Genomic DNA, 24,530 nt, shown 5'->3' with positions numbered 1-24,530 from the left:
CCCGTGAAGATCGGCTGCATCGGCCTCGGCGACATCGCGCGGAAGGCCTACCTGCCGGTGCTGACCACCCGCCCCGGGGCCGAGCTGCACCTGCAGACCCGCACCCCGGCCACCCTGACCAGGACCGCCGGGACGTACCACATCCCGCCGGAGCGGTGCCACGCCGATCTCGACTCGCTGCTCGCCGCGGGCATCGACGCCGCGTTCGTCCACGCCCCCACCTCCGTGCACGCCGAGATCGTCACGCGCCTGCTGGAGGCGGGCGTCGCCACGTACGTGGACAAGCCCCTCGCCTACGCACTGGAGGAGTCGCAGCGCCTGGTGGAACTCTCCGAGCGGCGCGGCACCAGTCTCGCCGTCGGCTTCAACCGCCGCTTCGCCCCCGGCTACGCGCAGTGCCTGGACCACCCGCGCGAACTGATCCTCATGCAGAAGAACCGGGTCGGTCTCCCCGAGGACCCGCGCACCATGGTCCTCGACGACTTCATCCACGTCGTCGACACCCTGCGCTTCCTGCTGCCCGGCGAGGTCGACCACACCGACGTGCGCGCCCGCGTCCGTGACGGACTGCTGCACCACGTCGTGCTCCAGCTCTCCGGGGACGGTTTCACCGCCCTCGGCATCATGAACCGGATGAACGGTTCCACCGAGGAGATCCTCGAAGTCTCCGGCCAGGACACCAAGCGCCAGGTCGTCAATCTCGCCGAGATCATCGACCACAAGGGCCAGCCCACCGTGCGGCGGCGCGGCGACTGGGTGCCCGTCGCCCGCCAGCGCGGCATCGAACAGGCCGTCCACACCTTCCTCGACGCCGTCGAAGCAGGCACCCTCCTCAACGCCCGGGACGCGCTGGCGACCCATGAGCTGTGCGAGCGGGTGGTACGGGAGTGCCTGGAGCAGGCCTCCTGAACGCCCGTGCGCCCTCGACGGCGCACAGCACGGCCAGTACGCCCAGCGCCCCGTACACAGGCCAGTCGCCGAGCCGGGCGTACGGCGTCACGGCGTCCGCCAGCGGGACGTCGAAGACCTCGGACGCGACCCGGTCCGTACCGAGCGGGGAACCGACCCGCGCCCCGTCCGGCCCGTACACCGCGCTCACCCCGGTGAGCGTCGCATGCACCATCGGGCGGCCCGTCTCGGCGGCCCGGAGCGCGGCCAGCGAGGCGTGCTGGGCGGGCGCCCAGCTCTGCTGGAACGTCGACGTCGCCGACTGGGCCACCAGCAACTGCGCCCCCTCCCGGGCCAGATGCCGGCTCATGTCGGGGAACGCCGACTCGAAGCACACCAGCGGCCCGAGCCGCAGCCCCCGGTCGCCCACCGTCATCACCACCGGCCGGGTGCCGCGCCTGCGGTCCTCGCCGGCCGCCTCGCCCACCGACGTCACCCAGCCCAGCACGGCCCGCGCCGGGACGTACTCGCCGAACGGCACCAGCCGCATCTTGTCGTAGCGGTCTCCGGTCGGCCCGTCCGGGCCCACCAGCACACTGCTCTTGTAGATGCCCGGACGGTCCGAGCGGCGCGCGTCCACGTTCACCAGCACCTCGGCGTCCACCTGCCGGGCGAGCGTGGCGAGCCGGTCCGCCAGGTCGGGCCGCCGGGCCAGGTCCGCGCTCACGCTGGACTCGCCCCACACCACCAGGTCCACGTCCCGCCCGACCAGTTCGCGGGTCAGCCGCTCGCCCCGCGCGAACCGCTGCTCGACCCCGCCCACTCCGTTCACCACCCCCGGCTGCACGACGGCCACACGCACCCGCCCCGTCGTCGGCGGCGGTTCGACCCACAACCACACCGACCCCATGGCGACGGCGCACAGCGCGAGTCCGGCCACGGCCGGCGTACGCACGGTGGGCACCGACACCAGAACGGTCACTCCTGTGTTGACGGCCACCACCAGCAGGCTCACCAGCCAGACGCCGCCCAGCGCCGCGGCCCGCAGCGCGGGGGAGACCTGCCACTGACTGGCGCCCAGCAAGCCCCACGGCCCGCCCAACCCCTCCCAGGACCGGACCAGTTCCACCATCAGCCATCCCGAGGGAACCACCACCAGCGCGGCGGCGGCTCGCGACGGCGAAGGACGCCCGGCCAGCATCAGGTGCACCAGCCGTCCCCACGGCGCCCACAACAGCCCCAGCAGCGCCGCCAGTAGCAGGATGAACACATGCAGATTCGGCACCAGCCAGTGGTGCACGGCCAGCATGAAGCCCGTTCCGCCCAGCCAGCCGTCGAGGAAGGCGCGGCGCGGCGTCGCCGCCGTGCGGATCAGCAGCAGCCACGGCACCAGTGCCACGTATGCCGACCACCACAGGGCGGGGGCCGGGAAGGCGAGCGCCGGGAGTGCCCCGGCGGCCACCGCCGCCCCGCCGCGCCACCAGCGGGATGCCGTCAGCCGCCGCCCCGCACGCCCCGGCACCTCCCACCGGCCGACCGGAATCCGCATGCCGCGCCTCCTCGCCCGACCGGAACCGAAAGCGGAACGCTGTCCGCCTCCAGTGTGCGGGAGCGGATCACTCCCGCGACAGTGCGCCCGGGGCGCGCCGCCACTTCTCCCGGACGACGACGGAGACCAGCCGCCACCCTTCGTCGGTGCGCACCAGCCCGAACGTGTACCGGCCGCCCGAGACGAAATCGCCCCCGGGACGGCCCCCCGGCTCCAGCCGCATCGGGTTGACGTAGTCGGCGAGCGCCTCGGCGCTGTCGCCGGGGTAGCCGCCCAGATCCTGCAGGTGGACCCGGCGGTTGACGATGAGGTGCTGGCGTACCGGGAAGAGCCGCATCGTCTCGGCCAGCCAATCGGCCACCTCGTCCGCGCCGCCGGCGATGCCGCCGGCCGCCCGGTAGTCGGCACGGCCGCCGGGAGCGAAAAGCCCGCGGTAGGCGGTCCAGTCCGCGTCGTCCACGGCCACCGCGTACTCGGTGATCAGTTCGTCGATGGCGAGCCGGTCCATCACGGTCGCGAGGTCCACGCGCTGCGTCATCGGATCAGTCTCCGGCAGCCGGGACGACACGCCAAGAGCCGTGTAGCCCATACCGGCGTCAGGCGGCTTCCCACTGGTGGGCCCGGCCGCCGCGCCACTCGACGAGCTGCGGGTCGTCCAGCACCATGTCGGCGTCGTCGAGCCCGGCGCGGCGCAGGAACTCGATCAGGTCCCCGTCATTGTGCGCGAGCCCGAGGATCTGTCCGCGCACGGTGACGCGGCGACCGCCGCCGGGGGAGGGGCGGTGGACGACGATGGGTGCCTGCCAGGCCATGCCCCCAGGGTGCTCCGCCCGACCCAAGATCGCAGCCCGGACCGGGTGCGCGGTTCACACGGGGTGTGAATGGAATGCGCGCATATATGCGCCTCACACCCTCGCGCCCGGCCGCCCCGCGCGGGACGCTCTAGGGGCGTGTTCGGGCCGGAGGACCCGGGCAACGGGCCGCCGGTCACCCCCCCCCTGCCGGCGGCCCCAGCTCATGCCCGGGCGCACCCGCCCGCGCCGACGCCGCGCCGCCGGGGCGGCGTCGGCATCCGTCGTCAGCCCGCCGACTCGCCCGCGTGGGGGCTGAGCACACCGAGCCCGACCAGGGCGAACAGCACGATGCCGAGCAGGATCCGGTAGATCACGAACGGCATGAAGCTCTTGGTCGTGATGAACTTCATGAACCACGCGATGACCGCGTACCCCACGCCGAAGGCGATGAGCGTGGCGAAGATCGTCGGTCCCCATGAGACATGCCCGCCCTCGGTCGCGTCCTTCAGCTCGAAGAGGCCGGACGCCAGCACCGCGGGGATGGCCAGCAGGAACGAGTAGCGGGCCGCCGCCTCGCGCGTGTAGCTCATCAGCAGGCCGCCGCTGATGGTCGCGCCGGAGCGGGACACCCCGGGGATCAGTGCCATCGCCTGGCACAGGCCGAAGATCAGACCGTCCTTGACGCCCAGGTCGCGCAGCGTCTTGCGGTCCCGTGCGGCACGGTGCCTGCCACCCTCCTCGACCCGGGCCGCCAGACGGTCGGCGATGCCCAGGACGATGCCCATCACGATCAGCGTGGTGGCGATCAGCCGCAGATCGCGGAAGGGGCCCTCGATGTGGTCCTTGAGCGTCACGCCCAGCACGCCGATCGGGATCGAGCCGACGATCACCAGCCAGCCCATCTGCGCGTCGTGGTCGGAGCGCATGTCCTTGTCGGTCAGGGAGCGGAACCAGGCCGAGACGATCCGGGAGATGTCCTTGCGGAAGTAGATGAGGACGGCCGTCTCCGTGCCGATCTGGGTGATGGCCGTGAAGGCCGCGCCCGGGTCGTGCCAGCCCGCGAACGCCGCGGTCAGCCGCAGATGCGCGCTGGAGGAGATGGGAAGGAACTCCGTCAGCCCCTGGACGAGTCCAAGGATGAACGATTCGAACCAATTCATGGGGCTAGGGCCGTCCCGAATACGCTCGTGCGGGCAGGGAGGAACGGCCGTTGATCGGCGGCCGTTCGGTGCGCAGGGTACCGCCCCAAGATGAATGCCCCGGTCACAAGCCTCTCAGGGCTCGACGGGGCCCTCCGTCGTCCAGCCCGGGGCCCGCACGTGCGGCGTCAGGCTGTCCGTCCTCGCCTCCTCGCCGCACGACGCGCACACCACGACCGGGCTCAGCCGGGCGCCGCAGGAGTGCTCGACCTCGGTCGGCGGCTGCTCCCTGAGGTGGCGGTCGCCCCACGCCATCAGGGTCAGCAGCACGGGGTGGAGCTCCCGGCCGGCCGCGGTCGGCCGGTACTCGAAGCGCCGCGGACGCTCGCTGTAGGGGACCTTCTCCAGGATCCCGGCGTCGACGAGGCGGCGCAGGCGCGCGGTGAGGATGTCGCGCGGTGCCCCCGTGTTGCGGGCGATCCGGTCGAAGCGCCGCACACCGAGGAACACCTCGCGCAGCACGAGCAGGGAGTACTTCTCGCCGACCAGTGCCAGGGCGTCGGCGATCGAGCAGGGGCGCGGGTCCTTGGCGCGGGTCTCCTTCATGGCGCTCAGCCTAGAGAAGAGGGTTTGAGTTTCAAACTCGGTGGGTTATGTTACTCGTCAGTGAAGGTCCAGTTTTCCAACTCACCTGGTGAACGAGGAGCCGTACCCATGCGTGACGCCGTCATCGTCGAAGCCGTCCGTACACCCGTCGGCAAGGGCAAGGCGAACGGGGCCCTGGCCGCGACCCACCCCGTCGAACTGCTCTCCCACACCCTGCGCGCCCTCGTCGAGCGCGGCGGCATCGACCCCGCGCTGGTCGACGACGTCATCGGCGGCTGCGTCGACCAGGTCGGCGAGCAGGCCATGAACACCACCCGGTACGCGTGGCTGGGCGCCGGCCTGCCCGAGTCCGTCCCCGCCACCACCGTGGACCGCCAGTGCGGCTCCTCGCAGCAGGCCGTCCACTTCGCCGCCCAGGGGGTGCTCTCCGGCGCGTACGACATCGTCGTCGCCTGCGGCGTCGAGTCGATGAGCCGCGTGCCGATGTGGTCGAACGTGCCGCCCGGAGCCGACCCCTTCGGGCCGGGTGTCGCCGCCCGCTACCCCGGGGGCCTCGTCCCGCAGGGCATCAGCGCCGAACTGATCGCGGCCAAGTGGTCCATCAGCCGGACCGCGATGGACGAGTACGCCGTGACCTCGCACCAGCGGGCGGCGAGGACCTGGGCCGACGGTCTTTTCGACGCCGAGGTCGCCCCACTGGACACCCTCCGGCGCGACGAGAGCGTCCGGCCCGGGACGACCACGGAGGTACTCGCCGGGCTGCGGCCGGCCTACTACGACCCGGTCTTCGCCGAGCGGTTCCCGCAGATCGACTGGTCGGTGACCGCCGGCAACGCCAGCCCCGTCAACGACGGGGCGTCGGCCGTGCTGATCATGGCCGGTGACACCGCGCGGCGGCTCGGTCTGAAGCCCCTGGCCCGGCTGCACAGCTTCGCCGTCACCGGCTCCGACCCGCTGCTGATGCTCACCGGTGTCGTCCCCGCCACCGAGAAGGTGCTGCGCAGGGCCGGACTCGGCATCGGCGACATCGACCTCTTCGAGGTCAACGAGGCCTTCGCGGCCGTGGTGCTCGCCTGGCAGCAGGAGACCGGCGCCGATCTCGCCAGGGTGAACGTCCACGGCGGCGCCATCGCGCTCGGGCACCCGCTGGGCGCCAGCGGCACCCGGCTCACCACCACCCTCGTGCACGCCATGCGGGAGCGCGGCGCGCGCTACGCCCTGCAGACGATGTGCGAGGCCGGCGGCCTGGCCAACGCCATGATCCTGGAACGCGTGTAGCGGCTCAGCGCCCGCGCAGGCGGTGCCGCTTGCGCCACGCGACCACGGCGGCGGCGAGACCGGTCAGCACGATGAACCCGGTGGCGAACAGGAAGGCGGGCGAAGTCGGTGACGCGGCCTCGCTCCCCGCCACCACGTACGCCGCGGTGTTCGGGACCGAGCCGATCCCCGTGGCCAGCAGGAAGGGCCCACAGCCCATGCGGGAGATCGCCGCGCAGTAATTGGCGGCGGCGAACGGAACCCCGGGAAAGAGCCGGATCGCCAGCATCGAACGGAATCCGTGCCGGCTCAGCTGCCCGTCCGCCGCCGTCAGCCAGCGCCCGCGCACCAGCGGACGCAGCGCGTCCTGGCCCAGCACACGGCCCAGGGCGAAGGCGATGCCCGCCCCCAGGACCGTCCCGGCGACCGCAGCGACGAGCCCGGCCTGCGTACCGAAGAGCGCGCCCGCGGCCAGATTCAGGATCGGCCTCGGCACGAAGGCCGCAGTGCACAGCCCGTAGGCCAGACCGAACAGCACCACCGCGCCGGCGCCGCCCACCTGCGGCGGCCAGCCCGCCGCGAGCAGCCGCTGCGGCTCGTACAGCACCACCGTCACCGCCGCGGCCGCCAGGACCACGACGAGCAGCGACAGCCGCGACCACGGGGACAGCAGCGCCCGCGAGCAGCGCACGGCGAGGCCGCCACGCGGCCTGATGACGGGGTCGAGCATCCGGGGAGACTAACCGACGAACGAGCCGGGCCGCCGTAAGGTGAGTCCCATGGCCCCCGCCGTGCCCGCGAGTTCCCTGGCAGACAGCGTGCTCCAGCGCCTCACCGAGACATATCCCACGGCTGCCGATCCTCTGCGGGCGGCGCAGGCCGCGGCCTACATGAAGGGGGTCGCCCCCTTCCTCGGCATCCCCACCCCCGAGCGGCGCGCACTGTCGCGCACCGTCCTGGACGGGCTGCCCCGCCCCGACGAGGCGGACTGCGCTGCCGTCGCGCTGCGCTGCTGGCGACTGCCCGAGCGGGAGTACCACTACTTCGCCGTCGACTACCTGCGCCGGTACGCCAAGCGCTGCTCCTCCGGCTTCCTGCCGGTCGTCCGTCATCTGATCGTCACCGTGCCGTGGTGGGACACGGTCGATCTCCTCGCCGCGCATGTCGTGGGAACCCTCGTGGCGGCCGACCCGGAACTGCGCGGGGAGATGGACGCATGGATCGAGGACGACGACTTGTGGGTCGCCCGCACCGCGCTCCTGCACCAGCTCCGGTACAAGGACGCCACCGACGCCGGGCGGCTCTTCGCCTACTGCCTGCGCCGGGCCGGCCACCCCGACTTCTTCATCCGCAAGGCGATCGGCTGGTCCCTGCGGGAGTACGCCAAGACGGACCCGGGCGCGGTGCGCGCGTTCGTCGAGACGAACCGGGGGCGACTGGCGCCTCTGTCCGTTCGTGAGGCGCTCAAGAATCTCTGACGCCCACGGCCCCACCCGTACCGAAATTCGGTCGACTTGCGCCCCGCGCCGGGCCATGATCAACCCATGTTCCGGTACGCCTTCCCCGCAGCGCCGTCCGCAGTCGCGGACGCGCCGAAGGCTGCCGTCCTCGCTCTCGCCGTCGCCGGCACGACCGCTCCCGGCGCAGCGTACGCCGCTGCCGCGGCGTCTCTCGACGGCGCCCGAAGCTGACCCTTCCCGGACACTCCGGCGGACCCCACAGGGGGAGGGTCGGCAAGGCCCAGGGGTCCATCCCTCCGTGCTCGGTCGATCCCGAGCAGGAGGTCGTCACCGCTTCCAGTTCCGGGAAGGAACCGCACCGGCCATGCCCAAGACGGCATACGTGCGCACCAAGCCGCACCTCAACATCGGCACCATGGGCCACGTCGACCACGGCAAGACCACCCTGACCGCCGCCATCACCAAGGTCCTCAGCGAGCGCTCCGGCAGCAGCACCTCCTACGTCTCCTTCGACCGCATCGACCGTGCGCCGGAGGAGGCCCAGCGGGGCATCACCATCAACATCGCGCACGTCGAGTACGAGACCGACACCCGGCACTACGCCCACGTCGACATGCCCGGCCACGCCGACTACATCAAGAACATGGTCACCGGAGCCGCACAGCTCGACGGGGCGATCCTCGTCGTCTCCGCGCTCGACGGGATCATGCCGCAGACCGCCGAGCACGTGCTCCTCGCCCGCCAGGTGGGCGTCGACCACATCGTCGTGGCCCTCAACAAGGCCGACGCGGGCGACGACGAGATCACCGACCTCGTCGAGCTGGAGGTGCGCGAACTGCTCACCGCCCACGGCTACGGCGGCGACGCCGTACCGGTCGTGCGGGTCTCCGGGCTCAGGGCCCTGGAGGGCGACCCGCGCTGGACCGGGGCCGTCGAGGCGCTGCTCGACGCCGTGGACACCTATGTGCCCATGCCCGAGCGGTATGTCGACGCGCCGTTCCTGCTGCCCGTGGAGAACGTGCTCACCATCACCGGGCGCGGGACCGTCGTCACGGGCGCCGTCGAGCGCGGCACCGTACGTGTCGGCGACCGCGTCGAGGTGCTCGGCGACACCGGGGCGGCGAAGACGGCCGAGACGGTCGTCATCGGACTGGAGACCTTCGGCAAGCCGATGGAGTCCGCGCAGGCCGGTGACAACGTCGCGCTGCTGCTGCGCGGGGTGCCGCGTGAGGCCGTCCGCCGCGGCCACGTCGTGGCGGCGCCCGGCAGCGTCGTACCGAACCGGCGCTTCACCGCGCAGGTGTACGTCCTGTCCGGCCGGGAGGGCGGACGCACCACACCCGTCTCGACCGGCTACCGGCCGCAGTTCTACCTCCGGACCGCGGACGTCGTCGGCGACGTGGACCTCGGCGAGCGGGCGGTCGCCAGGCCCGGCGACACGGTCACCATGACCGTCGAACTCGGCCGTGACGTACCGCTGGAGCCGGGGCTCGGCTTCGCGATCCGCGAGGGCGGCCGCACCGTCGGCGCCGGAACGGTCACCGAGGTTCTCTGACGGCGGCCGGCTCCCCGCCCGTTTCCACCGGGAAACAACACCCCGGTGGAAACGGGCAGTTGGGCGCCCGGCAGACTGCCCCCATGACAGGAACGGGGAAAACCGCGCTGGTGCTGGGCGCCGGGGGACTGACCGGCACCGGATGGGAGATCGGCATACTGCACGGCATCGCGGAGGCGGGCACGGACCTGTCCACCGCCGACGTCGTCATCGGCAGTTCCGCCGGCTCCGCCGTCGGCGCCGATCTGCTCTCCGGCGTACGGACCCTCGCCGAGCTCTACGAGGACCAGCTCACCCCGCCCGAAGGGCAGCCCACCGGGCGGCTCGGCGCGATGACCGTCGCACGGTACGCGCTCGCCGTGCTCACCTCCCGCACCCCGGAGGCCTACGGCCGCAAGCTCGGGCGGCTGGCGCTCGGCGCCCGTACGGCCGTCGGCCCGTCGGCGCGCCGCGAGATGATCGCCCACCGGCTCGTCTCGCCCGACTGGCCCGCCCGGCCGCTGCTCGTCACCGCCGTCGACGCCGTCACCGGCGAACTGGAGACCTTCGACCGGACGAGCGGCGTCTCCCTGGTCGACGCCGTCACCGCGAGCTGCGCCGTCCCCGGCGTATGGCCCGTCGCGACCGCCCGGGGCCGGACCTGGGTCGACGGCGGCCTGCACTCCACGGCCAACGCCCACCTCGCCGCCGGCTACGACAGGGTGGTCGTCGTCGCGCCCAGTGCCGCCGGCAACAAGGTGATCCTCTCCCCGCGGACGCAGGCCGAACGGCTGCGGGCCGCGGGAGCCCGGGTCGCCGTCATCACCCCGGACACCACCGCCAGGCAGGCCTTCGGCCGCAATGCGCTCGACCCGTCCCGCCGCGCTCCCGCCGCGCGCGCCGGCCGCGCCCAGGCCGCCGCCCACGCCGGGGAAGTGGCCGCCGTCATGGCGCCGTAAGGTGGGGTGGTGAACGAGCCGCTCCCCGTACTCCGCGACATCGACCGGGGCACCGCGAAGCTGATGCCGGACGTGGACCGGGACCGGGCCTGGCTGCTGACGATCGACGGAGCACCCCAGTCGTACGTCGACCTGGACGATCCCGCACACCTCGAGTTCGAGTACGCCCGCCGCCTCGCCCACGCCGTGGACTGTGCCGCGCCCGAGGGCGGTCCGCTCGACGTGCTGCACCTCGGAGGTGGGGCGCTCACCCTGCCCCGCTGGCTCGCCGCGACCCGGCCCGGCTCCCGGCAGGACGTGGTGGAGGCCGACCGAGGCCTCATCGCGCTGGTCGCCGAACAGCTGCCGCTGCCCGCCGGCTCGGGCATCGCCGTGCACGGAGCGGACGCCCGGGCCTGGCTGGAAGCGGCACCGGCGGCCTCGGCCGACGTGCTGATCGCGGACGTCTTCGGAGGGTCCCGGGTGCCGGCGCACCTGACGTCCGTGGAGTACGCGCGGGCCGCAGAGCGGGTGCTGCGGCCGGACGGGGTCTACCTCGCCAACCTCGCGGACGGCGCGCCGTTCGCGTTCCTCCGCTCCCAGCTGGCCACCTTCGGCGCCGTGTTCGAGGAGCTGGCGATGGTCGCCGAGCCCGCCGTACTGCGCGGCCGGCGGTTCGGGAACGCGGTGCTGGCCGCCTCGCACCGGCCGATCGACACGGCCACCCTCGCCCGCCGCACCGCCGCCGACGCGTTCCCCGCACGCGTGGAGCACGGCCCGTCGCTGGCCCGCTTCACCGGAGGCGCCCGGCCCGTACGGGACGAGGACGCCGTGGCGTCACCCGAGCCGCCCGACGGCGCCTTCGGCATCGGCTGACGCGGCCCCCGGCGCCGCGTCGGGCGCCGAGTCCGCCGCGTGGGCCGCTGCCGCCACCGGCTCCGCCGCCACCTCCTTCGTACGCCGTGTCAGGTTCCGTACGTCGGGGACGAGCAGGACCAGCGCCGTCACCACCACGATCAGGGCCGCGCACCCCCACAGCGCCTCCCGGCGCCCGAACAGGTCCTCGGCGGGTCCCGCCAGCGCGGTGGACAGCGGCAGCATCGCGGTGGAGCCGAACCAGTCGTACGCCGAGACGCGGGAGAGCTTGTCCTCCGGTATCTCCTGGTGCAGTGCGGTCATCCAGGCCACGCCGAAGCCCTCGATCGCCACACCGCTGACGAACATCACCGCCGCCAGCCCGTAGCCCGGCAGAGGGACGGCGAGCGCCGCGGACGGCAGCGCCAGCGGGAAGACGCACAGCGTGCCCACGAGCAGCATCCGCCGCGGCTTCCAGCGCATCATCAGCAGCGCCCCGACCAGGGTGCCGGCGCCGAACGCGGCGAGCGCCAGGCCCCACGGCCGCGCGCCGCCCAGCTCGTCCTCGGCGACCAGCGGCCCGTACACGGACTCGGCCGCGCCGACCACCGCCACCACCACCGAGAACTGCGCCACGATCGACCAGAGCCAGGGCCTGCTGACGACCTCTGTCCAGCCGTCGCGCAGATCGGCCAGAAGCCCGCCGCCGGGGGCGCGTTCCGCGATGTGCCCGACGTCGAGGAACGCCCGCAGCGCTCCCGCCAGCGCGAAGGCCGCCGCGTCGACGGCCAGCACCCAGCCGGGTCCCCACACCGCGATCATGGCGCCGCCGAGCGCGGCCCCGCCGATGCCCGCGCCGCTGGAGGCCATGCGGAAGAGCGCGAAGGCGCGACTGGCGTGTTCGCCGCTGACGCTGGACAGGAGCATGCCCTCGGCGGCGGGGCTGAAGAACGCCTGGCCGGTGCCGCACAGCGCGGTCAGCAGCATCATCTGCCACAGCTGGGGGTCGCCCGCGAGCACGAGGACGGCGAAGGCCGCCTGGGACACGCAGTTGAGGGCGTTGGCGGCGACCATCACCCGGTGGCGGGGGAGGCGGTCGGCGACGGCCCCGCCGATGAGCAGGAAGAGAACGAGGGGGAGGGTGCGGGCGGCGGCGACGAGTCCGACGTCGCCGCCGTCCCCACCGGACTCCAGCACCGCGAACGCCGCCGCGATCAGCGCACCGTGGGTGCCCAGGTGCGTGATGACCGCGGAGGCCGTCAGCAGTGTGTAGTTGCGGCCGGCCCATTCCGGACGGCGGCGGGGGCTCTGTCCGGAGCCGGGAGCGGGTGGGGCGGCGGGAGTTCTCACCCCCGGACTATCCCCGCCGGCGCCGCCCCGTGCCAAAGTCTTTTCCCGGCCGGGCCGGAGTCAGGATCTGCATCCGGCCACGCGGGCCCGACTCCGGCCACGCGGGCCCGACTCCGGCCGCCGTGTTCTTCGCCCGGCCCCGGTGCCTACGACTCCGGTTCGGTGTCGGCGAGCCGCACCGTGCTCAGGATCTTCTGGATCGTGGCTTCCGGCACCTCGTCCTTGATGCCCGTGTTGGCGTAGAGCACCCAGGACGAGAAGTCGCCCTTCTTGTTCTTGAAGGAGAACGCGATGGACTTGCCGTCCGTGTCGCACTTGCCGCTCTTCTTGGTGTTCAGCGCGGAGCCGGTGGCGACGTGTCCCGTGAGGCCGGACTTGGAGGTGTACGGCACGGCCTTGGTGATCTTGATGAAGCCCTTGGCCTCGGTCTGCGCGTAGCCGGCCCACACCCAGTTGCCGGCCTCGTTGTAGGCCGCCTCCGCGGTGTCCTTGGCGCCCTGGCCGCCCTTGGTGCCCACGGTGGACAGGCCCCACGTCTCGTCGCGGCCGTCCTTGTTCGTGTCCTCGGTGCACCACTTGCTCTTGTAGTGCGCCGGCGAGGACATGGTGACGACGGGGGTGCCGTCGCCCTTCTTCTCGTCCTCGAAGAAGGTGACCTTGCCCGGCCCCGAGACCTCCCAGTCGGCCGGAACGTCGAACAGCGTGCCGTACTTGGGGTTGAAGACGACCTTCCAGCCCTCGATGGTCGGCTTCAGTCCGGAGCCGTCACGAGGGTTGTCGATCGCGGAGGGGGAGGAGTCGGCGGGCTTCGACGCGCTCGTCGAGGGCTTGCCGCCGCCGTCCGCCGTGTCCTTCTTGTCGTCGCCGTCCTTGAGGACCAGGAAACCGGTGACACCGGCCGCCGCGACGACCGCGGTGGCCGCGACGATCGCCACGATCGTCGTCTTCTTCTTGTCGTTGTTGCCCGGCGGAGGCACGGGCGGGCCGGGAGGCTGCCCCGGCACGGCGTACTGCGGCACGGTGGGCTGCTGGTACGGGTTGGGTTGCTGGTACCCCGGCTGGCCGGGCTGGCCCGGAACGCCGTACTGCGGCGCGGTGGGCGGCTGCTGATACGGGTTCGGCTGCTGGTACCCCGGCTGCTGGTACGGATTCGCGTTCTGGTCCTGCGGGTTCTGCTCGCCCCCGGGCGGCTGCTGTCCTGGCCACATGGCGAGTAACCATAGAGGGGCGGGGTGGTGGGTGCCACGCCCGGCCCCCCGGCACCGGGTTCCCATACTTCCTACTGGCTGGTAACTTCGGGGCATGTCCGAGACCCTGCCGAACATCGGCGAGATGCTGCTGGCCACTGTTCCCATGGCCAAGACCCTGAACCTGGAGGTCGTGGAAGCGACCGCCGAGCGCGCCGTCCTCCGGCTGCCCGACCAGAGCGACTTCCACAACCACGTCGGCGGCCCCCACGCGGGAGCGATGTTCACCCTCGGCGAGTCCGCCAGCGGCGCCATCGTCATCGGTGCCTTCGGCGACCAGATGGGCCGGGCCGTGCCTCTCGCCGTCAAGGCCGAGATCGGCTACAAGAAGCTCGCCATGGGCGTCGTCACCGCCACCGCCACGCTGGGCCGCACCAAGGCCGAGGTGATCGCCGAGCTGGACGCCGGACAGCGCCCCGAATTCCCGGTGAACATCGAGATCACCCGCGAGGACGGCGCCGTGACCGGCGAGATGACCATCGTCTGGACCCTGCGCCCCAGCTCCTGACGCCCCGGCTCCCGTGCGATGACGAGGTAGGCTGCCCCGGCGTGCGCGACGCCGCGCACGCCGCGCAGTCACAGGTCGAGTACGGAGGAGCCGGCGTTGCACGTCCAGGAGTGGCTCGAGACCGTTCCAGCGGTCAGTATCTACCTCCTGGTGGGGGTGGTGATCGGGCTCGAGAGCCTCGGTATCCCGCTGCCGGGCGAGATCGTTCTCGTCAGTTCGGCGCTCCTCGCGTCCCAGCACGGGGACATCAACCCGTACATCCTCGGCGCCTGCGCCACGGCGGGCGCGATCATCGGTGACTCGATCGGCTACGCCATCGGCCGCAGGGGCGGCCGGCCGCTGCTCGCCTGGCTCGGGGGTAAGTTCCCCAAGCACTTCAGCGAAGCCAACATCGCGATGGCGGAACGGTCCTTCGAGAAGTGGGGCATGTGGGCCGTCTTCTTCGGCCGCTTCGTGGCCCTGCTGCGGATCTTCGCCGGCCCGCTCGCAGGTGTGCTGCGGATGCCGTACTGGAAGTTCCTCATCGCCAATGTCTTCGGCGGCATCCTGTGGGCGGGCGGCACCACCGCGGTCATCTACTCGGTCGGTGTCGTCGCCGAGGCCTGGCTCAAGCGCTTCTCCTGGCTCGGACTGGTCCTCGCGGTCCTGGTGGGCCTCACCTCGATGCTGCTCCTCAAGAACCGGGCGAAGAAGGCCGCCGCCGCGGCGGAGGCCAAGGCGGCCGCGCCGGCCCCGGAGCCGGTCGCGGCCGCGACCACCGACTGACGCCGGACGTCCCGCTCAGGCCCCGTGGGCCTCGGCGTGGGCCCGCGCCAGATGCAGGTACATCTCCGCGTTCAGCTCGATGCCCGCCCGCTCCTCGTCCGTCAGCTCCCGCTTGACCTTGGCGGGGACGCCCGCGACCAGTGAGCCGGGCGGCACCCGCATCCCCTGCGGCACCAGAGCCTGGGCGGCGATCAGCGAGCCCGCGCCGATGTGGGCGCCGTTGAGGACCGTGGCCCCCATGCCCACGAGCACGTCGTCCTCCACGGTGCAGCCGTGCAGGACGGCGTTGTGGCCGACCGAGACGCGTTCGCCGACCGTGACGGGAAAGCCCGGGTCGACATGGACCGTGCAGTTGTCCTGGATGTTGCTGTCGGCGCCGAGGACGATCGGGCCGCAGTCCGCGCGCAGCACCGTGTGGTACCAGACGCTCGAACCCCGGGCCATCGTCACGTCGCCGACCACCACGGACGTCGGCGCGGCGAACGCCTCCGCGTCCACCTTCGGTTCCTTGCCGCCCACGCCGGTGATCAACGCCCGCTCTGCCATCGCCTGCTCCTCATGTGCCGGAAGTGCTGTTCCGTCGCGCCGGGGGAACGATAGAACCTGTACTTCTCGCTCCGGGCGACACCCCCGCCGGTCGTGGGCGTGGGGCGAACATCACAGGCCGTGACACCGGCCACCCGCCACCCGGCCGACTACCGTGTGCGGGTGCCGAAGAACAGAAACACGTTCTCATCCCTCACCGCCTGGCGGCGCCGGCTCGCCGGCCGCGCCGTGCAGTGCGGCTGGCGGTGGATGCAGGAGGCGGGCGCGGTCACCGCCGAGCACCCCGGACGGCTGCGTTTCCGCCGGCTAGGCCCCGGCACCCGGCTGGCCTTCCCCCAGGGCACCGTCTTCGGCGAGGAGTGGATCGAGCTCGGCGACCACTGCATCATCGGCGAGCAGGTGACGCTCACCGCCGGGATGATGCCCGGTCTCGACCTCGGCCCCGATCCGATCCTCACACTCGGCAACGGCGTGGTCCTCGGGCGCGGCAGCCATGTCATCGCCGACGCCGCCGTGACGGTCGGCGCCGACACCTTCTGCGGGCCGTACGTCTACATCACCTCGACCAACCACAGCTACGACGATCCGCACACCCCCATCGGCCGTCAGTGGCCCCGCTCCGAACCGGTGGAGATCGGGCCGGGCTGCTGGCTCGGAACCGGGGCGGTGATCCTCCCGGGTGCCCGGATCGGCCGCAACGTGGTGGTGGCCGCGGGCGCCGTTGTGCGGGGCGAGGTGCCCGACCACGCGGTGGTGGCCGGGGCGCCCGCCCGCGTCGTGCGCCGCTGGGACGCGGAGGGCGGCTGGCAGCCCCCGCTGCGCACGCCCGCTCCCGTGCCGATCCCGGACGGCGTCACGCCGCAACAGCTGTCCGCGCTGGCGGAACTGGCGGAACTGGCCGAGCCGGCGGAACTGGCCGAGCCGGCCCCGGAGGCCGGCTGATCAGCCGCTCGCCAGGAGCACCGTGCCGACCAGCGCGAGCCCCGCGCCGGCGGCCTGGACCGGCCGCAGCCGCTCCCCGAGCACCCCGCGGGCCGCGAGCGCCGTCACCACCGGGTAGAGGCTGGCGAGGACCGCGGCGACGGTGACCGGCCCGTTCTGTGCGGCGATCGAGTACGTACCGTTCGCGGCGACGTCCGCCAGGCCGACGAACGCCAGGGCGGGCAGGGAGACCAGGACCACGCGCCCGCCGCCGTCCTCGGGCAGCGCCCGGCCGCCCCGCTTCACCGACACGTACAGCGCCGCGCCGCCTACCGCGACATTGGCGACGCGCTGCACGAACAGCGCGAGGAACAGCCCCGTGATCGTGGACGACGCCTCGGCGATCAGCGCCATCACCGAGCCGAACCCGAGCGCGGCCACGAGTGTGAGCAGCACCGCCTGCCGCTGCACCGCTGCCCCGCGCAGCTCCGGCCCGCCGGCCAGTACGACCCCCGCTGTCGCCACACCGATGCCCGCGAACTGCAGCAGCCCGGGCCGGTCGCCGAGCAGGAGGCCGATCGAGACCGGCACCAGCACGCCGAGGGAGCCGAGCGGGGACACCACCCCCATGGGGCCGAGCGCCAGCGCCTTGTAGAAGGCGAGCATCGCGGCGGGGCCCACCGCGCCGGCCGCCACCGCGTACCAGAGTCGCGGTCCCGCCTCGCTCCAGCCGCCGGTCGCGACCACGACCGCCCCGAGGACCACGACGGCGACGGTCTGGGAGGCCACGACGACGGTCAGGGCGGGCGTACGCCGGGTGAGCAGGCCGCCGCCGAAGTCGGCCAGCCCCCACAGGAGGCTGGTGGCCAGGGCGAACAGTGCTGTCATGACGTCCTCGCAGTACAGTGCGGTCAACACGGGGGTGCACCACACCGTAGTGCAGTCCATTGAACTATGTCATCCAATATATTGGACGGAATGTGTCGGACCTCGACCAGCTCACCCAGTCGCTCGCCCGCAACCTCAAGCGCTGGCGCGGTGAGCGGGGCTTCACGCTCGACGCGCTCGCCGCGCGGGCGGGCGTGAGCCGCGGCATGATCATCCAGATCGAGCAGGCGCGGACGAACCCGAGCGTGGGCACCACGGTCAAGCTCGCCGACGCGCTCGGCGTCTCGATCACCACCCTGCTCGACTACGAGCAGGGCCCGCACGTCCGGCTCGTACCGGCGGAGCAGGCGGTACGCATGTGGTCCACCGAGAAGGGCAGCAGCACCACCCTGCTCGTCGGCGCCGAGGCGCGCGGCCCGCTGGAGCTGTGGTCCTGGACGCTGATGCCCGGCGACGCGAGCTCCTCCGACCCCCACCCGGACGGGACGACCGAGCTGCTGCACGTCAGCGCGGGCGAACTGACCCTGGAGGTCGACGGCGTACCCCACCGCGTACCCGCCGGGACGTCCGCCGTCTTCGAGTCCAACGTCCCGCACGCCTACCGCAACGACGGCGACGAGACGGTCCGGATGACCATGGCCGTCTCCATCCCGCCCGTACGCTGAGACGGCCAACCGGCCGCCACGGCGCCGTTGTTAGCGTGGGGGGCATGCGCGCACCCATCGGCGACTTCGACCACGCCCGCCCCGCCCCCGACTGCCTCGACGAGCTCACCCCGCCCGTCGCCGACGCCGTCCGCGCATGGCAGGGCGCCGTGCCCGCCGACCAGCTGCTGTACGTCGACACCGACCCGGCCGTCGCCGACACCGCCGTCTTCGTCGAGCACCACGGCCAGGACCTCCTGGACGCCTCCGCGAACTGCGTCGTCGTCGCCGCGAAGCGCGGCGGGACGAGCGCACTGGCGGCCTGTCTGGTCAAGTCGAACACCAGGGTCGACGTCAACGGAGCGGTGCGCCGGCACCTCGGCGCCCGCAAGGTCTCCTTCGCCCCCATGGACACCGCGACCGGTGAGACCGGCATGGAGTACGGCGGGATCACCCCGATCGGCCTGCCCGTCGACTGGCCGCTGCTCGTCGACCCCGCGGTCGTCGACACCGCGTGGGTGCTGATCGGCAGCGGCCGCCGACGGGGCAAGCTGATCGTGCCCGGCAAGGCCTTCGCCGGCCTGCCGGGCGCGGTACCGCTGGAGGGTCTCGGCCTGCGCTGAGGTCAGCCCAGCCGCGGGATCTCGATGGCGGGACAGCGGTCCATCACCATGTCGAGCCCCGCCGCCCGCGTGCGCTCGTACGCCTCGTCGTCGATCACACCGAGCTGGAACCAGACCGCCCTGGCACCCTTCGCCACCGCCTCGTCGGCCACCGGCCCCGCCAGGTCGCTGTTGACGAACACGTCCACGACGTCCACGGGGAACGGGATGTCCGCGAGCGACGCGTACCCCTGCTCCCCATGGACGGTCTCCGCCTTCGGATGCACCGGCACGATCCGCTTGCCGAACCGCTGCAGCACCTCGGCGACGCCGTACGCCGCGCGGGACCGGTTGTTCGAGAGCCCCACCACCGCCCAGGTGTCACCCGACTCGGTGAGGATCCGGCGGATGGTCTCCGACTCGCTCTGCACGCTCTGCCTCCAGGTCCGGGCCCGACCGCCGCCCCGGGGCCGGAGCGCGGCTGACGACCGCCGCAAGCGGAAACGCGCGGCCGAAGCGAGAGATTCCCCCCGCGGCCCGTCCGGGAGCCCCGGTACGCCCGCCCCGCCCCGGTGGACCGCCCGGCGGGCGCCGCGGGCAGCCGCACGCGCCCGCATTAGGGTGGTGGGATGCAGGAGCAGTACCGGACGGTCGCCCGTGAGGGCGTGCACGAGACCGAGATCAACCGATCGCGCTTCATCTGCGCCCTCGCGCCCGCCGCGACCGAGGAGGAGGCGCAGGACTTCGTGGCACGCGTCCGCAGGGAGCACCCGACCGCCACCCACAACTGCTTCGCGTACGTCATCGGCGCCGACGCCGCCGTACAGAAGGCGAGCGACGACGGCGAACCGGGCGGCACGGCCGGAGTGCCGATGCTGCAGATGCTCATGCGGCGCGAGATCCGGTACGCCGCCGCCGTCGTCACCCGCTACTACGGCGGAGTCAAGCTCGGCGCCGGGGGACTGATCCGGGCGTACGGCGGGGTGGTCGGCGAGGCGCTCGACGAGATCGGCACCCTCACCCGGCAGCGGTTCCGGCTCGCCACCCTCACCGTCGACCACCAGCGGGCCGGGAAGCTCGAGAACGACCTGCGCGCGACCGGCCGCACGGTGCGCGACGTGCGCTACGCCGAGGCCGTCACGATCGAGATCGGCCTGCCCGACGCCGGCGTCGCCGCCTTCCGCGCCTGGCTCGCCGACGCGACGGCCGGCACCGCCACGCTCGCCCTGGGCGGCGAGGCGTACGGCGACGCCTGAAACCGATGGGAAACTGTGGTCCGTGACGGACCGCGCGGCGAACAGGGGCCGGCGCCGGGGGCGAGGAGAGGAAGACATGAGGGGCGGGGACGCGCGGTGAGGATGCTGCACACGTCGGACTGGCACCTGGGGCGCTCGTTCCACCGCGTCGGCCTGCTCGACGCCCAGGCCGCGTTCCTCGACCACCTCCTGGCCACCGTGCGCGAGTGCGACGTGGACGTGGTGCTCGTCGCGGGCGACATCTACGACCGGGCCGTACCCCCACTGCCCGCCGTCGAGCTGTTCGACACCGCCCTGCACCGCCTGGCCGAGGCCGGCGTACCGACCGTCATGATCTCCGGGAACCACGACTCCGCACGCAGGCTCGGCGTCGGCGCCGGCCTCATCGAGCGCGCCGGCATCCACCTGAGGACCGACCCGGCCGGCGCCGGCACCCCCGTCCTGCTGAGCGACCCACACGGTGACGTCGCCTTCTACGGACTGCCCTACCTCGAACCGGCCCTGGTCCGCGACCGGCTCGGGGTCGCCAAGGCCGGACACGAGGCCGTCCTGGGCGCCGCCATGGACCGGGTCCGCGCCGACCTGGCGGACCGGGCCCCCGGCACCCGCTCCGTCGTCCTCGCCCACGCCTTCGTCGCCGGCGGCGCCCCCAGCGACAGCGAACGCGACATCACCGTAGGCGGCGTAGCCGCCGTACCCGCCGGCGTCTTCGACGGTGTCGACTACGTGGCCCTCGGACACCTCCACGGCAGCCAGGCCCTCACCGACCGCGTGCGCTACTCCGGCTCCCCCCTCGCCTACTCCTTCTCCGAAGCCACCCACCGCAAGTCCATGTGGCTCGTCGACCTCGGCGCCACCGGGGAGATCACCGCCGAGCGCGTCGACTGTCCGGTGCCCCGCCCCCTCGCCCGGATCCGCGGCCGCCTCGACGAACTGCTGGCCGACCCCACGCTGACCCCTCACGAAGCGTCCTGGGTCGAGGCCACCCTCACCGACGACGTGCGCCCGGCCGAACCCATGGCCCGCCTCACCGAGCGCTTCCCGCACACCCTCAGCCTCGTCTTCGAGCCCGAACGGGCCGGCGACCAGCCCCTCCTGTCGTACGCCAAGCGCCTGCGCGGGCGCAGCGACCAGCAGATCGCGGAGGACTTCGTGGCCCACGTACGCGGCGGAACCGGGCCCGACGAGCCCGAACGCGCGGCGCTCCACGGCGCCTTCGACCATGTGCGGGTGGACATGGCCGAGCGCGAGGTGACCGGGTGAGGCTGCACCGTCTCGTCATCACCGGCTTCGGCCCCTTCGGCACCGCCCAGACCGTCGACTTCGACGCGCTGTCCGAGGCGGGGCTCTTCCTGCTGCACGGCCCGACCGGCGCCGGCAAGACCTCCGTCCTCGACGCCGTCTGCTACGCGCTGTACGGCGCGGTACCCGGCGCGCGTCAGGGCTCCGGAATCCCGCTGCGCAGCGACCACGCCCCGGCCGGCACGCCCACCGAAGTCCTGCTCGAACTCAGCGCCGGCGGACGCCGGCTGGAGATCACCCGCCGTCCCGAACAGCCGCGCCCCAAGAAGCGCGGCACCGGCTTCACCAAGGAGAAGGCCCAGACCTGGCTGCGCGAGTACGACGCCGAGAGCGGTGAGTGGCGCGGCCTCAGCCGCTCCCACCAGGAGATCGGCGAGGAGATCGGCCACCTGCTCGGCATGAGCCGCGAGCAGTTCTGCCAGGTCGTCCTGCTGCCCCAGGGCGACTTCGCCCGTTTCCTGCGCGCCGACGCCGAGGCGCGCGGCAAACTCCTCGGCCGGCTGTTCGACACCCGCCGCTTCGCCGCTGTCGAGGAACGCCTCGCCGAACTGCGCCGCACCGCCGAACAGCAGGTCCGGGAAGGCGACGAGCGGCTCCTCGCCCTCGCCCACCGGACCGCCCAGGCCGCGGGTGACGCCGCCGGCCTGCCGGCCCCCGACGGCAGGCCCGGTGACCCGGGGCTCGCGGAAGCCGTCCTCGCCCGGGCCGCCGTGGCCCGCTCCGGCGCCCGTGAAGCGCTGGACATCGCCGACCTGGCGCTCCTCGCGGCCGAGAGCCGGCAGGCCGCCGCCCGGCGCGCCCTCGACGACGAGCGGGAACTGGCCGCCCGCCAGCAGCGGTACGCCGACGCCCGGCGCCGCGCGGACGCCCTCGACACCCGGCGCGCCGAGCGCGACACCTGGCAGACCCGGCTCGAACGCGCCCGCAGGGCCGAGCGGGTGGCAGCTCCGCTCAGCCTGCGCGAGGAGGCCGAGCGGGAGCACCGCGCCGCGACCGCCGCCCATGCCCGGGCCAGGGCCGGCCTGCCGCCCGAACTCGCCGACGCGGGCGCCGCGCAACTCGCCGCGCTCGAACGGCAGCTCCGTCAGGACCTCGGCGGACTCGAAGCGGCACGCCGCGCCGAACGGCGCGGCACCGAGATCGCCGCCGAACGCGAGGACCTGGACCGGCAGGCCCGCGCCGACGAGGACACCGTCCACGAGGCGGCCGGATGGCTGGCCGGCTGGGAGGCGACCCGCCGGGCACTCCAGGAGCGGGTCGAGGCCGCCCAGGAGGCCGCGACCCGTGCCGAACACCTCGCGGGCCGTCTGGAACCGGCCCGGCGCCGGCTGGCCGCCGCACGGCGCCGCGACGCGCTCGTCCGCGACGCCGCCGCGGCCGGAACCCGTCTCGCGACCGCGCGTGAACACGCCAACGCCGCCCATGAGACATGGCTCGATCTGCGGGAGCGCCGTCTGCGCGGCATCGCGGCCGAACTCGCCGCCGGGCTCGCGGCCGGCGCGCCGTGCGCGGTCTGCGGCTCCGCGGAGCACCCGGCGCCCGCCCGCGCCGACGCCGAGCACGTGGACCGCGCCACGGAGGACGCGGCGTACGAGGCGCACACCCGCGCGGACGAGGCACGCTCGGCCGCCGAACGCGAACTGGCCGTGGTCCGCGAGGCGCTGACCGCCGCCCGGGCCGAGGTCGGGGCGGACGCGGCGCCGGGCGGTGACGCCGCCGAACGCGCCGCGGCCGGCCCCGGAGACACCGATGAGTACGAGACGCCGACCGTCGCCCAACTGGCCGACGCCGCCCGGCGGCTGGAGCGCGAACACGACGACGCCCGGGCGGTCGCCGGCGGCATGCACGCGGCACGCGAGGAACTGGAGCAGGCGGAGCGGGAGTACCGGCGGCGGGTCGACGTACGGCAGCAGGCCGAGCGACGGGCCGCCGCACGGGACTCGCGCCGCGAGGCACTCGACCGCGAGCAGGCGGTCATCGACGCCGAACTCGCCCATGTGCCCGGTGGCGTGGCCGAGCACGCCGCGCTGCTGGAGCGCAGGATCACCCTCCTCGTCGACGCCGCCGACGCCGTACGGACCGTCGAGGCGACCGCCCGGCGTCTGAAGGAGGCCGACGACCGGCTCGCCGACGCGGCGTTCCGCGCCGGCTTCGACACGCCCGCCGAGGCCGCCGACGCGCTCCTCGACGACGCCCGCCGACGCGAGCTCCAGCACCGGCTGGACGCCTGGCAGGCCGAGGCCGCCGCGGTCGCCGACCGGCTCGCCGAACCGGAGACCCGGGTCGCCGCCGAACGCCCGCCCGCCGATCCGGCGGCCGCCGAGACCGTCCACACCGCCGCCGAACGCGCCGTGCGCGAGGCCGGCACCACCCTCGCCGCCCACCGCGAGCGGTGCGCCGAACTCGACCGGCTGTCCGCAGCCACGGCCGCCGAGGTCCGGGCGCTCGGCCCGCTGCGGGCGGAGTACGACCGGGTGGCGCGGCTCGCCGGCCTCACCGCCGGCACCTCCGCCGAGAACGAGCGCAGGATGCGGCTGGAGTCGTACGTCCTGGCCGCCCGGCTCGAACAGGTCGCGGCCGTGGCCTCCGCACGCCTCCAGCGGATGTCGTCGGGGCGCTACACGCTCGTCCACTCCGACGCACGGTCCGGCGGCAAGCGGTCCGGGCTCGGCCTGCACGTCGTCGACGCCTGGACCGGCAACGAGCGCGACACCTCCACCCTGTCCGGCGGCGAGACGTTCTTCGCGTCACTCGCCCTCGCCCTGGGCCTGGCCGACGTCGTCACCGACGAGGCCGGCGGCGTCCGGCTCGACACGCTCTTCATCGACGAGGGCTTCGGCAGCCTCGACGACCAGACCCTCGACGAGGTACTGGACGTCCTGGACTCACTGCGCGAACGCGACCGCAGCGTCGGCATCGTCAGCCACGTCGCCGATCTGCGCCGCCGTATCCCCGCCCAGCTGGAGGTCGTCAAGGAACGCGGCGGCTCGGCGGTACGGCTGCGCACCGGCGGGGCGGCGATCAGCGGCTGATCGCGCGGCGCGGCAGCGGCGAGGAGTACACGACGCTGGTCGTCACCGAGCCCAGCGCGCCGATCTTCCCGGAGATCTCCTCCAGGTGTCCCATCGAACGGGCGGCGACCTTCAGCACGAAGCAGTCGTCGCCCGTCACATGGTGGGCCTCCAGGATCTCCGGAGTCGCCTCCAGCAGATCGTGGAACGGCTTGTAGTTGCCGTTGGGATAGCGGAGCCGGACGAACGCGAGGATCGGCCGGCCGAGCCGCTCCTGGTCCACGACCGCGGTGTAGCCGGCTATCACTCCGGCCTCCTCCAGTCTGCGGACCCGCTCGGTGACGGCGCTCGCCGACATCGACACGGCACGCGCCAGCTCGGCGAAACTGGCCCGTCCCTGACCCTGGAGGGCCTCCAGAATGCGCCAGTCGGTGGCGTCCGGTGAAAATCCGCTCATGGACGACGAATAG

26 protein-coding genes are annotated in these 24,530 nt (G+C 73.3%); 14 read left to right on the top strand and 12 right to left on the bottom strand.

Features of this window, described 5'->3' with window-relative positions:
• The first annotated feature begins 3 nt into the window (after positions 1-3).
• Complete coding sequence (locus tag ACY34K_RS14320) at positions 4-909, top strand: Gfo/Idh/MocA family protein (protein ID WP_462746795.1); 906 nt, start codon at positions 4-6, stop codon at positions 907-909.
• On the opposite strand, the gene lnt is transcribed toward ACY34K_RS14320, so the two are convergent.
• The 5 genes from lnt to ACY34K_RS14295 all read right to left on the bottom strand — a co-directional run bounded on the left by lnt (position 833) and on the right by ACY34K_RS14295 (position 4,976).
• Complete coding sequence (lnt, locus tag ACY34K_RS14315) at positions 833-2,437, bottom strand: apolipoprotein N-acyltransferase (RefSeq protein ID WP_462746793.1); 1,605 nt, start codon at positions 2,435-2,437, stop codon at positions 833-835. The two genes, ACY34K_RS14320 and lnt, sit on opposite strands and share 77 nt — an antisense overlap.
• Before the next feature lie 67 nt (positions 2,438-2,504).
• Positions 2,505-2,975, bottom strand: a complete 471-nt coding sequence (locus tag ACY34K_RS14310) for a nuclear transport factor 2 family protein (RefSeq protein ID WP_462746792.1) — start codon at positions 2,973-2,975, stop codon at positions 2,505-2,507.
• 58 nt (positions 2,976-3,033) lie between these two features.
• On the bottom strand, positions 3,034-3,249 hold the full coding sequence (locus ACY34K_RS14305) for a hypothetical protein (RefSeq protein ID WP_462746790.1): 216 nt from the start codon (positions 3,247-3,249) through the stop codon (positions 3,034-3,036).
• Between the two features lie 266 nt (positions 3,250-3,515).
• Positions 3,516-4,391 (bottom strand): undecaprenyl-diphosphate phosphatase, encoded by an 876-nt coding sequence (locus ACY34K_RS14300; RefSeq protein ID WP_462746788.1) that lies wholly within the window; start codon positions 4,389-4,391, stop codon positions 3,516-3,518.
• 114 nt (positions 4,392-4,505) lie between these two features.
• Positions 4,506-4,976 carry a winged helix-turn-helix transcriptional regulator gene (locus ACY34K_RS14295; protein WP_462746786.1) on the bottom strand — a complete coding sequence of 157 codons (471 nt, stop codon included), beginning with the start codon at positions 4,974-4,976 and terminating at the stop codon, positions 4,506-4,508.
• 108 nt (positions 4,977-5,084) lie between these two features.
• Here ACY34K_RS14295 and ACY34K_RS14290 point away from each other — a divergent pair, with 108 nt between their 5' ends.
• On the top strand, positions 5,085-6,254 hold the full coding sequence (locus ACY34K_RS14290) for a thiolase family protein (protein ID WP_462746785.1): 1,170 nt from the start codon (positions 5,085-5,087) through the stop codon (positions 6,252-6,254).
• Between the two features lie 4 nt (positions 6,255-6,258).
• Here the strand turns inward: ACY34K_RS14290 and ACY34K_RS14285 are convergent, their stop codons facing one another.
• The gene (locus ACY34K_RS14285) at positions 6,259-6,963 is read right to left on the bottom strand and encodes a TVP38/TMEM64 family protein (RefSeq protein WP_462746783.1); all 705 of its coding nucleotides are present in this window, start codon (positions 6,961-6,963) and stop codon (positions 6,259-6,261) included.
• A 49-nt stretch (positions 6,964-7,012) separates the two neighbouring features.
• Between ACY34K_RS14285 and ACY34K_RS14280 the strand changes: the two genes are divergently transcribed.
• The 4 genes from ACY34K_RS14280 to ACY34K_RS14265 all read left to right on the top strand — a co-directional run bounded on the left by ACY34K_RS14280 (position 7,013) and on the right by ACY34K_RS14265 (position 11,041).
• Positions 7,013-7,711: a DNA alkylation repair protein gene (locus tag ACY34K_RS14280; protein ID WP_462746782.1), complete on the top strand. Its 699-nt coding sequence runs from the start codon at positions 7,013-7,015 to the stop codon at positions 7,709-7,711.
• A 346-nt stretch (positions 7,712-8,057) separates the two neighbouring features.
• Positions 8,058-9,248, top strand: coding sequence for an elongation factor Tu (tuf, locus tag ACY34K_RS14275; RefSeq protein WP_462746781.1), 1,191 nt, complete (start codon positions 8,058-8,060; stop codon positions 9,246-9,248).
• A gap of 83 nt (positions 9,249-9,331) precedes the next feature.
• Positions 9,332-10,186 carry a patatin-like phospholipase family protein gene (locus ACY34K_RS14270; RefSeq protein ID WP_462746780.1) on the top strand — a complete coding sequence of 285 codons (855 nt, stop codon included), beginning with the start codon at positions 9,332-9,334 and terminating at the stop codon, positions 10,184-10,186.
• Between the two features lie 9 nt (positions 10,187-10,195).
• Positions 10,196-11,041 (top strand): spermidine synthase, encoded by an 846-nt coding sequence (locus ACY34K_RS14265; RefSeq protein WP_462746779.1) that lies wholly within the window; start codon positions 10,196-10,198, stop codon positions 11,039-11,041.
• Here the strand turns inward: ACY34K_RS14265 and ACY34K_RS14260 are convergent.
• Positions 11,003-12,370 carry an MFS transporter gene (locus tag ACY34K_RS14260; protein WP_462746777.1) on the bottom strand — a complete coding sequence of 456 codons (1,368 nt, stop codon included), beginning with the start codon at positions 12,368-12,370 and terminating at the stop codon, positions 11,003-11,005. The genes ACY34K_RS14265 and ACY34K_RS14260 overlap by 39 nt on opposite strands.
• A gap of 146 nt (positions 12,371-12,516) precedes the next feature.
• Complete coding sequence (locus ACY34K_RS14255; protein WP_462746776.1) at positions 12,517-13,578, bottom strand: hypothetical protein; 1,062 nt, start codon at positions 13,576-13,578, stop codon at positions 12,517-12,519.
• A 94-nt stretch (positions 13,579-13,672) separates the two neighbouring features.
• Here ACY34K_RS14255 and ACY34K_RS14250 point away from each other — a divergent pair, with 94 nt between their 5' ends.
• Positions 13,673-14,125, top strand: a complete 453-nt coding sequence (locus ACY34K_RS14250) for a DUF4442 domain-containing protein (RefSeq protein ID WP_462746775.1) — start codon at positions 13,673-13,675, stop codon at positions 14,123-14,125.
• Between the two features lie 96 nt (positions 14,126-14,221).
• Complete coding sequence (locus ACY34K_RS14245; RefSeq protein ID WP_462746774.1) at positions 14,222-14,890, top strand: DedA family protein; 669 nt, start codon at positions 14,222-14,224, stop codon at positions 14,888-14,890.
• 15 nt (positions 14,891-14,905) lie between these two features.
• On the opposite strand, the gene ACY34K_RS14240 is transcribed toward ACY34K_RS14245, so the two are convergent.
• Positions 14,906-15,436, bottom strand: coding sequence for a gamma carbonic anhydrase family protein (locus tag ACY34K_RS14240; protein WP_462746772.1), 531 nt, complete (start codon positions 15,434-15,436; stop codon positions 14,906-14,908).
• 162 nt (positions 15,437-15,598) lie between these two features.
• On the opposite strand from ACY34K_RS14240, the gene ACY34K_RS14235 reads away from it, so the two are divergent.
• Complete coding sequence (locus tag ACY34K_RS14235) at positions 15,599-16,378, top strand: acyltransferase (RefSeq protein ID WP_462746770.1); 780 nt, start codon at positions 15,599-15,601, stop codon at positions 16,376-16,378.
• Here the strand turns inward: ACY34K_RS14235 and ACY34K_RS14230 are convergent, their stop codons facing one another.
• Positions 16,379-17,245 carry an EamA family transporter gene (locus ACY34K_RS14230; protein ID WP_462746872.1) on the bottom strand — a complete coding sequence of 289 codons (867 nt, stop codon included), beginning with the start codon at positions 17,243-17,245 and terminating at the stop codon, positions 16,379-16,381.
• Positions 17,246-17,337: 92 nt separating this feature from the next.
• Here ACY34K_RS14230 and ACY34K_RS14225 point away from each other — a divergent pair, with 92 nt between their 5' ends.
• Complete coding sequence (locus ACY34K_RS14225; RefSeq protein ID WP_462746768.1) at positions 17,338-17,910, top strand: helix-turn-helix domain-containing protein; 573 nt, start codon at positions 17,338-17,340, stop codon at positions 17,908-17,910.
• 44 nt (positions 17,911-17,954) lie between these two features.
• Positions 17,955-18,512 (top strand): YbaK/EbsC family protein, encoded by a 558-nt coding sequence (locus ACY34K_RS14220; RefSeq protein ID WP_462746766.1) that lies wholly within the window; start codon positions 17,955-17,957, stop codon positions 18,510-18,512.
• A 2-nt stretch (positions 18,513-18,514) separates the two neighbouring features.
• Here ACY34K_RS14220 and ACY34K_RS14215 read toward each other — a convergent pair whose 3' ends face one another.
• On the bottom strand, positions 18,515-18,922 hold the full coding sequence (locus tag ACY34K_RS14215; protein ID WP_462746765.1) for a CoA-binding protein: 408 nt from the start codon (positions 18,920-18,922) through the stop codon (positions 18,515-18,517).
• Between the two features lie 198 nt (positions 18,923-19,120).
• On the opposite strand from ACY34K_RS14215, the gene ACY34K_RS14210 reads away from it, so the two are divergent.
• From ACY34K_RS14210 to ACY34K_RS14200, 3 genes are all read left to right on the top strand, one after another.
• Entirely contained in the window at positions 19,121-19,747 is a 627-nt protein-coding gene (locus tag ACY34K_RS14210; protein ID WP_462746762.1) for a YigZ family protein, read from the top strand.
• A 96-nt stretch (positions 19,748-19,843) separates the two neighbouring features.
• Positions 19,844-21,010, top strand: coding sequence for an exonuclease SbcCD subunit D (locus tag ACY34K_RS14205; protein ID WP_462746761.1), 1,167 nt, complete (start codon positions 19,844-19,846; stop codon positions 21,008-21,010).
• Positions 21,007-24,081 (top strand): AAA family ATPase, encoded by a 3,075-nt coding sequence (locus ACY34K_RS14200; protein ID WP_462746759.1) that lies wholly within the window; start codon positions 21,007-21,009, stop codon positions 24,079-24,081. The genes ACY34K_RS14205 and ACY34K_RS14200 overlap by 4 nt, the downstream gene beginning before the upstream one ends.
• Here ACY34K_RS14200 and ACY34K_RS14195 read toward each other — a convergent pair.
• Positions 24,071-24,517 carry an Lrp/AsnC family transcriptional regulator gene (locus ACY34K_RS14195; protein WP_462746756.1) on the bottom strand — a complete coding sequence of 149 codons (447 nt, stop codon included), beginning with the start codon at positions 24,515-24,517 and terminating at the stop codon, positions 24,071-24,073. The genes ACY34K_RS14200 and ACY34K_RS14195 overlap by 11 nt on opposite strands.
• Positions 24,518-24,530 lie beyond the last annotated feature (13 nt).

This window comes from Streptomyces sp. STAM6, assembly GCF_054963715.1.
The sequence above is the reverse complement of the archived record's forward strand: the minus strand, read 5'-3'. Positions and strand labels throughout refer to the sequence as shown.